This window comes from Neoroseomonas alkaliterrae (genome assembly GCF_014199195.1).
GTDB classification, from domain to species: Bacteria; Pseudomonadota; Alphaproteobacteria; order Acetobacterales; family Acetobacteraceae; genus Neoroseomonas; species Neoroseomonas alkaliterrae.
On record NZ_JACIJE010000005.1, the window covers coordinates 256,255 to 269,419 of the forward strand.

A 13,165-nucleotide genomic window follows, 5' to 3' on the forward strand; every position below is an offset into this window, starting at 1 on the left:
GCGCGCAACCTAGGCTCCGCCCGGTCATGGGACAAGGCCGCCGGGACAAGCGGGGGCCGGATCGGCTAGGAAGCAGCCATGCGCCGCCTGCTGATCCTCGCCCTCCTCGCCCTGCCGCTCCCCGCCGCCGCGCAGCCCTGGGCGCCCGAGGGCGCGCGCGCGGCCGGGCGCCAGGCGCTCGCCGCCGCCGCCGCCGGGCGCTGGGGGGAATCGGAGTCCTTCGCCGCCGCGGCCGACCCGCTCGCCGCCAAGATCGCGCTGTGGATCCGCCTGTCGAACCGCACCGCGCCGGCCTCGGCCGCGGAACTCGTGGCCTTCCTCGCCGAGAACCCCGACTGGCCCTTCCAGGACGCCATGATCCGCCGGGCCGAGGCCGCGCTCGCCGTCGAGGGCGAGGATGCGCTCGCGCTGCGGCACTTCGCGCGCCACCCCGCCCGCACCCTGCAGGGCACGCTGCGCCATGCCGAGACGCTCGCCCGCGCCGGGCGCGCCGCCGAGGCGCAGGCGGTCGTGCGCGCGGGCTGGACGAGCCTCGGCGCCGACCCGCTCGCGGAGGAGACGCTGCTGCTGCGCTTCGGCAGCGCGCTGACCGAGGAGCACCACTGGCAGCGCTTCGACCGTCTCGCCTTCGCGCGCGACCTCGCGGGGGCGGCGCGCGCCGCGCAGCGCCTTTCGGGCGCCCGCGCCGCGGCGGCCAATGCGCGGCTCGCCCTCGCCCGCGAGGATGACGCCGGGCTCGCCGCGCGCCCCGCCGATATCGGCCTCGCCTTCGAGCAGGCGCGGCTGCTGCGCCGCCGCGACCGCGACAGCGAGGCCGCCGCCGTCTGGGCCGCCGCCGAGCGCCTGCCCCTGCCGGCCGAGCCCGAGGCCGCGCGGGCCATCTGGGCCGAGCGCCAGGTGCTCTCGCGCAAGCTTCTGCGCCTCGGCCAGGAGCGCGAGGCCTATCGCACCGCCGCCGGCCACGGCATCGCCACCCCGGGCGAGCCGCGCCAGGAGGCCGAGTTCCTCGCCGGCTTCATCGCGCTGCGGCGGCTGAACGACCCCGCCGCCGCCGAGCGCCATTTCGGCCTGGTCGGGCAGGACAGCCGCTCGGTCATCACCCGCGCCCGCGCCGCCTATTGGCAGGGGCGGGCGCTCGAGGCGCGCGGCGACCGTGGCGCGGCGCGGGCGCGCTACGCCGCCGGGGCCGAGCTGCCGGTCGCCTTCTACGGCCAGCTCTCCGCCCTCGCGCTCGGCGAGAGCACGGCGCAGCTCTCCGCGCGCATCGCCCGCGCCCCGGCGCCGCCGGTGACGACGCCGCGCGCGGCGGATTTCGCGGCGCGCGAACTGGCGCGCGCGGTGCTGACGCTCGCCGATCTCGGCGACACGCGGCGTGCCCGCATCTTCCTGCTGCGCCTCGAGGACATGGCGAATGACGGCACCGACCGGATGCTCGCCGCGCGGCTCGCGAACCATATCGGCCGCCCCGACCATGCCGTGTGGGTGGCCCGCCGCGCGGGTGCGGCGGGCGACATCCTGTTCCCCGAGGGCTGGCCGACGCCCTACCGCCCGCCGGTCACGAGCCCCGAGCCCGCCCTCATCCACGCCATCACCCGCCAGGAGAGCAATTTCGACACCGAGGCCGTCTCCGGCGCCAATGCGCGCGGGCTGATGCAGCTCCTGCCCTCGACCGCGACGGTGGTCGCGCGGCGGCTCGGCATGCAGGTGAGCGTGGCGCAGCTCACCCAGAGCCCCGAGACCAACATGCGCCTCGGCGCCGCCTATCTCGAGCAGATGCTCGAGCGCTACGCCGGCGCGCTGCCGCTCGCCGCCGCCGCCTACAATGCGGGCCCGGGGCGGGTGGACCAGTGGCTCGGCACCTATGGCGACCCGCGCGGGGGCGATGTGGACATGCTCGACTGGATCGAGCAGATCCCCTTCACCGAGACGCGCAACTACGTCCAGCGCGTGATCGAGAACGTCATCGTCTATCGCGCGCGCGACGCGGCGAGCGCAGCACTCGACCATCCCCTCTCCCCCTGGCTGCGGCAGGCGCGGTGACGGCGCGGGAGGTCGCGCTCTGCGCCCGCGACGGGCTGCGCATCGCGGCGACCGAATGGCCCGGCGCGCGCGATCGGGCGGCGGTGCTGTGCCTGCCGGGCATCTGCCGAACGCGGCTCGACTTCGCGGCCCTCGGCGCGCGGCATGCGGGCAGGCGGCGCGTCGTCGCGCTCGACTACATCGGCCATGGCGACAGCGCGCGCGCGGCCGATCCCGCCCGCTACCGGCCGGAGGCGCTGATCCGCGACGTGCTCGACGCCATGGCCGCGCTGCACCTGCACCGCGTGGTGCTGGTGGGCACATCCTTCGGCGGCCTCTGCGCCATGGCGATCGGCGCGATGCGCCCGGCCGCGCTTGCCGCCGTGGCGCTGAACGACATCGGCCCGGAGATCGCGCCGGCAGCGCGCGAGGCGGTGCTCGACCTGATCGGCCGCGACCCCGCACTCGCCTCGCTGGACGAGGCCGCTTCCTGGCTGCGCGCCCACCACCCGCCGCTGCCCGGCCTCGACGAGGAAGGCTGGCGCGCCTTCACCGCCCGCACCTTCGCGCCGGGCGAGGACGGGCGCTGGCATCCGCGCTGGGACATCCGCATCGGGCAGCAGGCGATCGGCGCGGCGGCGGGCAAGCCGCCGGACCTCTGGGCGTTCTTCGGCGCGCTGCGGCGGCTGCCGCTGATGCTGGTCTGGGGCGAGGCGAGCACGCTGCTGACCGCCGCAACGGTCGCGGCGATGCGCGCCGCACGGCCCGACATGGCCGTCACCGCCCTGCCCGGCACCGGCCACGCGCCGAGCCTGCACGAGGCGGCGGCCATCGCGGCCCTCGACGCCTTCATCGCGGCGCAGCCATGAGCGCGGCGATGATGGTCGCGACCCTCGGCGGGATCGGGCGGCTGCGGCCGGGGCCGGGCACCTGGGGCTCGCTCGCGGTGCTGCCGGCGGCCCTCCTCGGCCCCGCGGGCGCGCTGCTGCTCGCCGCCGTCGCGGCCGTGGCCGGCTGGCTCGCGGTGCGCGCGCTGCCGGCGGACGGGCCGCAGGATCCCGGCTGGATCGTGGTGGACGAGGCGGCGGGGATGCTGCTCGCCCTCGCCGCGCTGCCGGCCGGGGCGGGCTGGGCCGGCGTGGCGCTGGCCTTCCTGCTGTTCCGCGCCTTCGACATCCTCAAGCCCTGGCCGGTATCCTGGGCCGACAGGCAGGAGGGCGCGACGGGCGTGATGCTGGACGACATCCTCGCCGGGGCGATGGCCGCGGCGGTGCTGCTGGCGCTGGGCGCGATCGCGCCCGGCCTGTTGTGACCATGCTGCCCGAGGCCACACTCGATGAGGCTCGCGCGCTGCTCGCCGCGCTGGAGGCGCGCGGGCAGACGCTCGCCACCGCCGAATCCTGCACCGGCGGGCTGATCGCCGCCGCGCTGACGGCGATCGCCGGGTCCTCCGCGGTGGTGATGGCAGGCTTCGTGACCTATTCCAACGAGGCCAAGATCCGCATGCTCGGCGTGCGGGCCGAGACGCTGGCCGCCCATGGCGCGGTGAGCGAGCCGGTCGCGCGCGAGATGGCCGAGGGCGCGCTGGCGCGCGCGGAGGTGGATGTCGCCCTCTCCTGCACCGGCATCGCGGGCCCCGGCGGGGCGACGCCGGGCAAGCCGGTCGGGCTGGTGTTCATCGGCTGCGCGCGGCGCGGCGCGGCGACGCGGGTCGAGCGCCACGTCTTTCCCGGGGACCGGACGGCGGTGCGCGCGGCGACGGTCGCGGCGGCGCTGCGCCTCGCGATGCCGGGCTGAGCGCCGGGACTGCGGCGCGAAGGCCACAGCGGCGATGCGCGTGCGGCGCGACTCGGCCGCGACGTTGCTCGCCTGCACGGCGCGGAGGCAGGATGCCCGCATGAGCAGCGAGGATGCCGCCAAGCCCCGCCGTATCCCGCGCCGCGCCTGGCTCGGCGCCATGGGGGCGGCGGCGCTCGGCGTGCCGTCCGCGCGGGCGGACCTGCTCGGCTACGGCGATGTGCCGCTGCCCGTGCCCGCCACGCTGCCGCCGCGCGAACGCTGGCTGTGGCTGCAGAACAATGTCGGCGAGGAGGTCGCGGTCGCCTACCGCGCGGGCCAGGACTACGACCTGCGCGCGATGGTGCGCATCCAGCGCCTGCTGCGCGACCTGCGCGCCGATGTGGCGGGGCCGGTGCCCGCGCTGCTGCTCGACATGCTCTCGTTGATCCAGGAACGCATCGGCTATACGCGGCCGCTGCACGTGATCTCGGGCTACCGCACGCCGCAGACCAACGCCTCCCTGCCCTTCGCCGCGCCGAACAGCCTGCACATGCGCGGCATGGCGGCCGACATCGTGGTGCCGGGCATGGCGCAGGCGGATGTCTGCGCCCATGCCATGCTGCTCTCGCACCATCTCGGCTTCATGGGGATCGGCTGGTACGGCTCCTTCACCCATGTGGACATCGGGCCGAAGGCGTCCTGGTCGCGGATGCTGTAGCGCCGCGCGCGCCTACCCGTAGCGCAGCCGCCAGAGCACATAGGCGCCGACCGCGCCCATCACCGCGAGGATGATGCCGCCCGTGGAGGCGAGTTCGTTCTCCGCATGCACCGCGGAGGGATCCTGGGTGGAGACGACGAAGGGCTGGCGGCCCTCCGGCTTGCGGATCCGCATCCGCGCCGGGGCCGGGCCGTCGCCCGCCTCGCCCCGGCCGCGGGCGCGGCGCGGCTCGGCCTCCCCCATCGCGAAGATCGGATCGCCCGCGAGGATGTAGCGCTCGACATAGCGATAGCGCGTCGGCGTGCTGCCGAGGATGGAGGAGAATCCGCCCGAGACGCGGAGGACGGGCGGGGTGTAGCTGCCCGGCTGCAGCTCGGGCTCGGCGGCGCCGGGGGCGGGGCGCTCCTCGGCGCCCTCCCAGGCGCTCCAGCCGGTCTCGTGCACGCGCGCGCCCTCGGGCATCACGAGGCAGGTCGCCTTGCCGTCGGTCACGTGGATCGGCTGCGCGCTGGTCTGCTCGAAGATGCGCTCCCAGCGCGGGCCGGTGTCGCCGGGCCGGTCCCGCTGGGTGAGCGGCGGGGGGCGGAGTTCCTCCACCCAGGCCTCGAACCAGGCGCAGCGCCGCCCGGAGAGCGGCGCGCGCAGGTTCCCCTCGGCGACCTTCCCCCAGACCACGCCATAGCCGGGCGCGAGGTCCGAGACCTCCACCGGGCGCATCCGCCGCATGGTGCGCGCGACCCATTTCGACCAGATCGCGATGCCGATCCCCATCACGATCATCGCGAGGGGGAAGAGCATGAAGAAGGCGAAGAAGGCGAAGGGCATCGTGCTCACGGCGGTTCCTCCTCCCGCGGCGGGATCGTCAGGCCGCGGCGAGCGCGGCGCGGATCTCCAAGACGGCCTCCTCGATTATCGGTGCCGTGACGTCGAGATGCGTGCAGGCGCGCACCCGCCCGCCGAGGCCCGAGACGGCCACGCCGCGCAGGCGGAGCCTCTCCTGCAGCTGCGCGACCGTCATGCCGCATCCCTTGATGTCGAAGAAGACGAGGTTGGTGTCGGGCTCCTCCACCACCACGCCGGGGATCTGCCGCAGCCCGCGCGCGAGCGCCTTGGCATTGGCATGGTCCTCGGCGAGCCGGTCCACATGGTGGTCGAGGGCGTAGAGGCAGGCGGCGGCGCAGATGCCGGCCTGGCGCATCGAGCCGCCGAGCCGCTGCTTCCACCGCCAGGCCTGGCCGATGAACTCGGCGCTGCCGCACAGCACGGCGCCGAGCGGCGCGCCGAGCCCCTTGGTGAAGTCGAGCCAGACGCTGTCGTAGTTCGCCACCATGTCCTTCGGCGCGATGCCGGCGGCGACGCAGGCATTCATCAGCCGCGCGCCATCCATGTGCGTCGCCCAGCCCTGCTCATGCGCGACATCCGCGACCGCGTTCAATTGCGCGAGCGGCCAGATCGCCCCGCCGCCGATGTTCGCCGTCTGCTCCACCTCGAGCAGCCGCTGCGGCGGCGCGTAGCGCGTGCGCGGGCGGATCGCGGCGCGCACGTCCTCGGCGGTGAACATCCCGCGCGGGCCCTTGAGCGGCATGATCTGCACCCCGGCCAGCGCGGCATGGGTGCCGCCCTCGCTGTGCAGGATGTGGCTCGTCTCGTGCGCGACGACCTCATCGCCCTTCGAGCAATGCGTCAGGATCGCGATGACGTTGCACATGGTGCCGGAGGGCAGGAACACCGCCGCCTCCTTGCCCATCAGCGCCGCCATGCGGTCGCAGAGTTCGTGCACCGTCGGGTCGTCGCCGTGCTGCTCGTCGCCGACCTCGGCGCGCATCATCGCCTCCTTCATCGCGGGCGTCGGGCGCGTCTGGGTGTCGGAATAGAGGTTGATGCGCACGGGCGGCGCGCCGGCGGGCGGGCGAAGGGGGGCGTGGACCATGTCTCGTCCTGTCCTGGATGCGGTTGCGCCGAGGATGCCCGCCGCGCGAGCATCCGGCCAGAGGGGGGAGTTCCGCCATGGTCGCCATCCGCAAGATCGCGTTGCTGCGCGAGGAAGCCTCTTCCGAACTCGGCGAGGCCGGCGCGCGGCCGGTCGTGCGCGCGGTGGCGCTGGTGGCGATCGCCAACCCCTGCGCGGGGCGCTTCGTCGCGGATCTTTCCGCCCTGGTGGAGGCGGGCGGGATGATCGCCGCGCGCGTCGCCCCGGATCTGGTGCGGTTGCTGCCGGGACCGGCGGTCTCCTACGGCAAGGGGGCGATCATCGGCACGGCGGGCGAGATCGAGCACGGCCACGCGCTGCTGCACCCGAAGATGGGCGCGCCGCTGCGCGCGGCGATCGGCGGCGGCGCGGCGCTCATCCCCTCGGCGGCCAAGATCGGGGCGCCGGGGGCGGCGCTGGACCTGCCGCTCGGCCACAAGGACGATGCCTGGTCCCGCGGGCATTTCGACGCCATCACCGTCAGCCTCGGCGATGCGCCGCGCCCGGAGGAGATCCTGGTCGCGATCGCGCTGGCCGATGGCGGGCGGCTGCTGCACCGGATCGGCGAAGGCGCGAAGCGCTGAGCCCGGCGCCGCGCGCGCGGGTCAGCCCGTCGCGGAGGGCGCCGCGCTGCCCGGCGCCACCGCGGCCGTGCTACGCCCGTAGAGCGCCATGGCGCGGCGCTCGAAGGCGCGCACCATCAGGCGCACCGCCTCGTTGAACACCACGCCGATCGCCATCTGCAGGATGCGCGAGCGGAACTCGAAATCCACGAAGAAGTCCACCTCGCAGCCCTGCGGCACCGGGCTGAAACGCCAGTGGTTGTTGAGGTAGCGGAAGGGGCCCGTCTCGTAGGTGACGTGGATGTGCCCCGGCCGGTCGAGGCCGACGCGCGAGCGGAAGGTCTCTCGGAACATCTTGAAGCCGATGGTCAGGTCCGCGACCAGCACCTGCTCGTCGCGCGAGAGGATGCGTGCGCCGACGCACCAGGGCAGGAACTCCGGGTAGCGCCGCACATCCGCCACCAGGTCGAACATCTGCTCCGGCGTGTAGCGGAGGATCTTCTTCTCGGCGTGGGTCGGCATGTCAGGCGCGGGCCGGCAGGCGTGCCTCGCGCGCGGCGCGCAGGGCGGCGAAGTCGCGATCGGCGTGGTAGCTGCTGCGCGTGAGTGGCGTCGCCGAGACCAGCAGGAATCCCTTGCCGCGCGCGGCCTTGGCGTAGTCCTCGAACTCCTCGGGCGTCACGAAGCGGTCCACCGCGGCGTGCTTGACGGTCGGCTGCAGATACTGGCCGATGGTCAGGAAATCGACATCGGCCGAGCGCAGGTCGTCCATCACCTGCAGCACCTCGATCCGCTTCTCCCCGAGGCCCACCATCAGGCCGGACTTGGTGAAGACCGAGGGATCGAGCTGCTTCACCCGGTCGAGCAGCCTCAACGAATGGTAGTAGCGCGCACCGGGCCGGATCGTCGGGTAGAGCGCGGGCACAGTCTCGAGGTTGTGGTTGAAGACGTCCGGGCGGGCCTCGACCACCACCTCCAGCGCGCCGTCCTTGCGCAGGAAATCCGGCGTCAGCACCTCGATGGTGGTGCCGGGGGCGGTGGCGCGGATGGCGCGGATGGTCCGCGCGAAATGCTCCGCCCCGCCATCGGGCAGGTCGTCGCGGTCCACGCTCGTCACCACCACATGGCGCAGGCCGAGGGCGGCGACCGCCTCGGCCACGCGGCGCGGCTCGTCGGCATCGAGGGGGCGCGGGATGCCGGTGGCGACGTTGCAGAAGGAACAGGCGCGGGTGCAGGTCTCGCCCATGATCATCATGGTGGCGTGGCGCTGCGACCAGCATTCACCGATGTTCGGGCAGGCGGCTTCCTCGCAGACCGTGACCAGCTTCTGCTCGCGCATCAGGGTGCGCGTCTCGTGATAGACCGGGTGCGTCGGGGCCTTGACGCGAATCCAGGCGGGCTTGCGCTGGATCGGGTTGTCCGGGCGATGCGCCTTCTCCGGGTGCCTCTCGGCACCCGTGCGGGGCTTCCGGTGGTCGATCTCGATGCGGGTCGTCATGGGGTGTTCCGGCCCGCCATATAGGGGGTTCCCGCGGCTTGCGCGAGGCTGCCCCGCCTCAGATGTGGATCACCCGGCCATAGGCGTCGAGGACGGATTCGTGCATCGCCTCGCTCACCGTGGGGTGCGGGAAGACGGTGTGCATCAGTTCCGCCTCCGTCGTCTCGAGCGTGCGGGCGATGGTGTAGCCTTGGATCATTTCGGTGACCTCGGGACCGACCATGTGGGCGCCGAGCAGCGCGCCGGTCTTCGCATCGAACACGGTCTTGACGAAGCCCTCCGGCTCGCCGAGGGCGATTGCCTTGCCGTTGCCGATGAAGGGGAAGCGGCCGACCCTGACCTCGTGGCCCTTGGCCTTGGCGGCGGCCTCGGTGAGCCCGACGCTCGCCACCTGCGGGCGGCAATAGGTGCAGCCCGGGATGTTCGATGTGTCCATGGGATGCGGGTGCAGGCCGGCGATGGCCTCGACGGCGACGATGCCCTCGTGGCTCGCCTTGTGGGCGAGCCAGGGCGGGCCGGTCAGGTCGCCGATGGCATAGACACCGGGCTCGCCCGTGCGGCACATCGCATCCGTCACGACATGCGTGCGGTCCACCTGCACCCTGGAGCCTTCCAGGCCAATGTTCTCGACATTGCCGACGATGCCAACCGCCGAGATCAGCCGGTCGGCCTTGATCTCGGTGACCTTGCCCCCGGCCTCGACGATGGCGGCGACGCCATCGCCCTCCTTGCGGACGCCCTGGACCTTGGCGCCCGTGATGACCTTCATGCCCTGCTTGACGAAGGCCTTCTGCACGAAGGCGGAAACCTCGGCATCCTCGACCGGCAGGATGCGATCCATCACCTCGATGAGCGTGACCTCGGCGCCCATGTTGAGGAAGAAGGAGGCGAATTCCGAGCCGATCGCGCCCGAGCCGATAACGATCAGGCGCTTCGGCATGGCCGGCGGCACCAGCGCTTCCTTGTAGGTCCAGATCAGCCTGCCGTCGGGCTCGATCCCCGGCAGCACGCGCGCCCGCGCGCCGGTGGCGAGGATGATGTGCTTGGCCGCCAGTTCCGCGACCGGCTTGCCGTCCTTGGTCACCGCCACCTTGCCGGGGCCGGCCAGCGCGCCGTGCCCGTCGAAGACCGTGACCTTGTTCTTCTTCAGCAGCCCCTTCACGCCCATCGAGAGCTGGCCCGCCACCGCGCGCGAACGCTTGACCACCTTGGCGAAGTCGAAGCGCACATTGTCGGCGGCGAAGCCATAGGCGTCGAGGCTGTGCAGCAGGTGGTTGATCTCGGAAGCGCGCAGCAGCGCCTTGGTCGGGATGCAGCCCCAGTTGAGGCAGATGCCGCCGAGGTGCTCGCGCTCCACCAGCGCGACCTTCATCTTGAGCTGCGCGGCGCGGATCGCGGCGACATAGCCGCCGGGGCCGCCGCCCACCACCACCAGATCGAACTGCTCGGCCATCACGCAGCCTCCTTCGCAAGCGTTGCGAGCGCGTCGCCGGCCAGGCGCCGCGTGATCCATTCCTTCATGCTCTCCGCGCCCATCGCGTCATAGGTCGCGATGGCAGGCTGGTTCCAGTCCAGCACGTTCCAGGCGAGCCGCCCGCCGCCTTCTTCCAGCGTGTCCCTCGCCAGCCGGGCGAACAGCGCCCTGGCGATGCCGCGGCGGCGGAAGCGCGGTTCCACCCAGAGATCCTCGAGCCACCGCCCGTGCCGCGCGAGGAAGGTCGAGAAGGTCCAGTGGTAGAGCGCCATGCCCGCCGGTTCGCCCTCCCACTCCGCCACCAGGCACCCCGCGCGCTGCGGGGTGCCGAAGATGGCGGCGTGGAAATCGGCCTCGGTGCCGCGCGCCTCGTGCGCGAGCCTCTCGTACGCGGCCAGCGCATGGACGAAGCGCGTGATGGTCGGCACGTCGGCGGGCACCGCCTCCCGGATGACCAGGGCCGTCACAGCAGCAGGCTCAGCGGATCCTCGATGGTGCGCTTGAGCGCCTGCATGAACTCCGCCGCCAGCGCCCCGTCGATCACGCGATGGTCAACCGAGAGCGTGCAGGTCATCACCGTCGCGATCGCCAGCGCGCCATCCTTCACCACAGGCTTCTGCAGCCCGGCGGAGACCGCCAGGATGCCGGCCTGCGGCGGGTTGATGATCGCGCTGAAATCGCTGACGCCATACATCCCCATGTTGGAGATGGAGAAGCCGCCGCCCTGGAACTCCTCGGGCTTCAGCTTGCCGGCCTTCGCGCGCGCCGCGAGATCCTTCATCTCGTTGCTGATCGCAGCCAGGCCCTTCTTGTCCGCCTGCCGCACGATCGGCGTGATCAGCCCTTCCGGGATGGACACCGCCACCGAGATGTCCACGTCGTGGTACTGAAGGATCGCCTCCTCCGTCCAGCTCGCGTTGCACTGCGGGAAGCGGCGCAGCGTGGCGGCCGTGGCCTTGATGACGAGGTCGTTGACGCTGAGCTTGTAGGCCCCCGGGCCGTCCTTGGGCGAACGCGCATTGAGGTCGGCGCGCAGCTTCAGCAGCGCGTCGATCTCGATGTCCATCGTCACGTAGAAATGCGGGATGGTCGCCTTGGATTCCGACAGGCGGCGGGCGATCACCTTGCGCATCGTGCTGTTCGGCACGGCGGTGTGCGGCGCGGTGATGGCGACCGGCGCCGGGGCGGGCTTCGGCGCGGGCGCGGGAGCGGCCGCGGCTGCCGCCGAGGCGGGTGCGGCGGCCGGCCCGCGCGCGAGCGCCGCCTCCACATCCGCCTTCACGATGCGCCCGTTCGGCCCCGAGCCCTTGATGCGCGCGAGGTCGAGCCCCGCCTGCTGCGCCATGCGCCGCGCGAGCGGAGAGACGAAGATGCGCTCGCCCTTCACCGGCGGGTCCGGCTGCGGGTCAAAACCCTTCGTCGCGGCAGGGGACGGGGTGGCAGCCGGTGCCGGCGTGGCCGCGGGCGCGGGCGCGGCGGCCGGTGCGCCGGCAGCGGGCACCGCCTCGCCTTCCTCCACCAGCACCGCGATCACGTCGTTCACCTTCACGCCCTGGGTGCCGCCGGGCACCAGGATCCTGCCGAGGATGCCCTCGTCCACGGCCTCGACTTCCATCGTGGCCTTGTCGGTCTCGATCTCGGCGATGACGTCGCCGGCCTTGATGCGCTCGCCTTCCTTCTTCAGCCAGCGCGCCAGGTTGCCCTCCGTCATGGTGGGGGAGAGCGCGGGCATCAGGATGTTGGTCGCCATCGTCTCAGCCCCTCACTTGTAGGTCACGCGGCGCGCCGCCTCGACCACCTGCTCGAGGCGGGGCAGCGCGAGTTTCTCGAGGTTCGCCGCATAGGGCATGGGCACGTCCGCGCCCGTCACGCGCACCGGCGGGGCGTCGAGGTGGTCGAAGCAGGTCTCCATGATCTGCATCGCGACCTCGGCGCCGATGCCGGCGAAGGGCCAGCCCTCCTCCAGCGTGACGAGGCGGTTGGTCTTGCGGACGGAATTCGCGATCGTCTGCGTGTCCAGCGGCCGGAGCGAGCGCAGGTTGATCACCTCCGCGCTGATGCCCTGCTCGGCGAGCTTCTCGGCGGCCTGCATCGCCATGCCGACCATGATCGAGAAGGCAACGATCGTCACGTCCGTGCCCGGACGCTCCACCTTCGCTTTGCCGATCGGCAGGATGAAGTCCTCATCCGTCGGGCAATCGAAGGTCTGCCCGTACATGATCTCGTTCTCGAGAACGATGACCGGGTTCGGGTCGCGGATCGCCGCGCGCAGCAGCCCCTTGGCATCGGCCGAGGACCACGGCGCGACCACTTTCAGCCCCGGGCAATGCGCATACCAGGAGGCGTAGCACTGCGAGTGCTGTGCGGCGACGCGCGAGGCCGCACCGTTCGGCCCGCGGAAGACGATCTGGCAGCCGAGCTGCCCGCCCGACATGTAGAGCGTCTTGGCGGCCGAGTTGATGATCTGGTCGATCGCCTGCATCGAGAAGTTGAAGGTCATGAACTCGACGATCGGCTTGAGGCCGGTGAAGGCCGCGCCGACCGCCATGCCGGTGAAGCCGTGCTCGGTGATGGGCATGTCCATCACGCGCTTCGGCCCGAACTCGTCGAGCAGCCCCTGGCTGACCTTGTAGGCACCCTGGTACTGCGCGACCTCCTCGCCGATCAGGAACACGTCGGGGTCGGCACGCATCTCGGCGGCCATGGCATCCCGCAGCGCCTCGCGCACCGTGATGGGCCTGGTCGGGCCCCAGTCGCGCTCGGGTTGCACCTCGGGCGCGCGCGGCGCGGCGGGAACGGTCGCATCCAGGCGCTGCGCCGCGCCGGCATCGGCGATCATCTTCTCGTTCTCGCGCGGGTTCTTCTGCGTGATGCCGTGCATGGTCTGCGCCGCCCCGCCATTGGCGCCGCCGTCGAGCTCGGCGATCGGGCTGTTGACCTGCACGCCCTCGGTGCCCTCGGGCACCAGGATGGCGGTGATGGTGCCCTCGTCCACCGCCTCGACCTCCATCGTGGCCTTGTCGGTCTCGATCTCGGCGATCACGTCGCCGGACTTCACCGCATCGCCTTCCTTCTTCAGCCAGCGCGCGAGCTTGCCCTCGGTCATGGTCGGCGAGAGGGCGGGCATCAGGATCACAGCACCCAT

Annotated in this window: 14 protein-coding genes; 6 read left to right on the top strand and 8 right to left on the bottom strand. The window is 72.6% G+C overall.

All coding sequences use genetic code 11. The annotated features are described in order from the left end of the window. Positions 1-78: 78 nt before the first annotated feature. The 5 genes from FHS88_RS10930 (at position 79) to FHS88_RS10950 (ending at position 4,516) form a co-directional block, all read left to right on the top strand. Entirely contained in the window at positions 79-2,040 is a 1,962-nt protein-coding gene (locus tag FHS88_RS10930; RefSeq protein WP_184484476.1) for a lytic transglycosylase domain-containing protein, read from the top strand. After that, the gene (locus tag FHS88_RS10935) at positions 2,037-2,888 is read left to right on the top strand and encodes an alpha/beta fold hydrolase (protein WP_184484478.1); all 852 of its coding nucleotides are present in this window, start codon (positions 2,037-2,039) and stop codon (positions 2,886-2,888) included. The genes FHS88_RS10930 and FHS88_RS10935 overlap by 4 nt, the downstream gene beginning before the upstream one ends. Then, entirely contained in the window at positions 2,885-3,331 is a 447-nt protein-coding gene (locus tag FHS88_RS10940; protein ID WP_184484480.1) for a phosphatidylglycerophosphatase A family protein, read from the top strand. The genes FHS88_RS10935 and FHS88_RS10940 overlap by 4 nt, the downstream gene beginning before the upstream one ends. Before the next feature lie 2 nt (positions 3,332-3,333). Further along, positions 3,334-3,816: a CinA family protein gene (locus tag FHS88_RS10945; protein WP_184484482.1), complete on the top strand. Its 483-nt coding sequence runs from the start codon at positions 3,334-3,336 to the stop codon at positions 3,814-3,816. A gap of 100 nt (positions 3,817-3,916) precedes the next feature. After that, the gene (locus FHS88_RS10950; protein WP_184484484.1) at positions 3,917-4,516 is read left to right on the top strand and encodes a YcbK family protein; all 600 of its coding nucleotides are present in this window, start codon (positions 3,917-3,919) and stop codon (positions 4,514-4,516) included. Between the two features lie 12 nt (positions 4,517-4,528). On the opposite strand, the gene FHS88_RS10955 is transcribed toward FHS88_RS10950, so the two are convergent. Continuing rightward, positions 4,529-5,341 carry an E3 ubiquitin ligase family protein gene (locus tag FHS88_RS10955; protein ID WP_246419838.1) on the bottom strand — a complete coding sequence of 271 codons (813 nt, stop codon included), beginning with the start codon at positions 5,339-5,341 and terminating at the stop codon, positions 4,529-4,531. Positions 5,342-5,378: 37 nt separating this feature from the next. Beyond that, positions 5,379-6,446, bottom strand: coding sequence for a threonine aldolase family protein (locus tag FHS88_RS10960; RefSeq protein WP_184484487.1), 1,068 nt, complete (start codon positions 6,444-6,446; stop codon positions 5,379-5,381). A 77-nt stretch (positions 6,447-6,523) separates the two neighbouring features. On the opposite strand from FHS88_RS10960, the gene FHS88_RS10965 reads away from it, so the two are divergent. Next, complete coding sequence (locus FHS88_RS10965) at positions 6,524-7,069, top strand: amino acid synthesis family protein (protein WP_184484489.1); 546 nt, start codon at positions 6,524-6,526, stop codon at positions 7,067-7,069. 21 nt (positions 7,070-7,090) lie between these two features. Here FHS88_RS10965 and FHS88_RS10970 read toward each other — a convergent pair whose 3' ends face one another. From FHS88_RS10970 to FHS88_RS10995, 6 genes are read right to left on the bottom strand one after another with little or no spacing between them, the layout of a single operon-like run. After that, on the bottom strand, positions 7,091-7,570 hold the full coding sequence (locus FHS88_RS10970) for a type II toxin-antitoxin system RatA family toxin (protein ID WP_184484491.1): 480 nt from the start codon (positions 7,568-7,570) through the stop codon (positions 7,091-7,093). A 1-nt stretch (position 7,571) separates the two neighbouring features. Beyond that, complete coding sequence (gene lipA / locus FHS88_RS10975; protein ID WP_184484493.1) at positions 7,572-8,546, bottom strand: lipoyl synthase; 975 nt, start codon at positions 8,544-8,546, stop codon at positions 7,572-7,574. 58 nt (positions 8,547-8,604) lie between these two features. Then, positions 8,605-9,999, bottom strand: coding sequence for a dihydrolipoyl dehydrogenase (lpdA, locus tag FHS88_RS10980; RefSeq protein WP_184484494.1), 1,395 nt, complete (start codon positions 9,997-9,999; stop codon positions 8,605-8,607). Beyond that, on the bottom strand, positions 9,999-10,487 hold the full coding sequence (locus tag FHS88_RS10985; RefSeq protein ID WP_184484496.1) for a GNAT family N-acetyltransferase: 489 nt from the start codon (positions 10,485-10,487) through the stop codon (positions 9,999-10,001). The genes lpdA and FHS88_RS10985 overlap by 1 nt, the downstream gene beginning before the upstream one ends. After that, on the bottom strand, positions 10,484-11,770 hold the full coding sequence (locus FHS88_RS10990; RefSeq protein ID WP_184484498.1) for a pyruvate dehydrogenase complex dihydrolipoamide acetyltransferase: 1,287 nt from the start codon (positions 11,768-11,770) through the stop codon (positions 10,484-10,486). The genes FHS88_RS10985 and FHS88_RS10990 overlap by 4 nt, the downstream gene beginning before the upstream one ends. A 12-nt stretch (positions 11,771-11,782) precedes the next feature. After that, the gene (locus FHS88_RS10995; protein ID WP_184484500.1) at positions 11,783-13,165 is read right to left on the bottom strand and encodes a pyruvate dehydrogenase complex E1 component subunit beta; all 1,383 of its coding nucleotides are present in this window, start codon (positions 13,163-13,165) and stop codon (positions 11,783-11,785) included.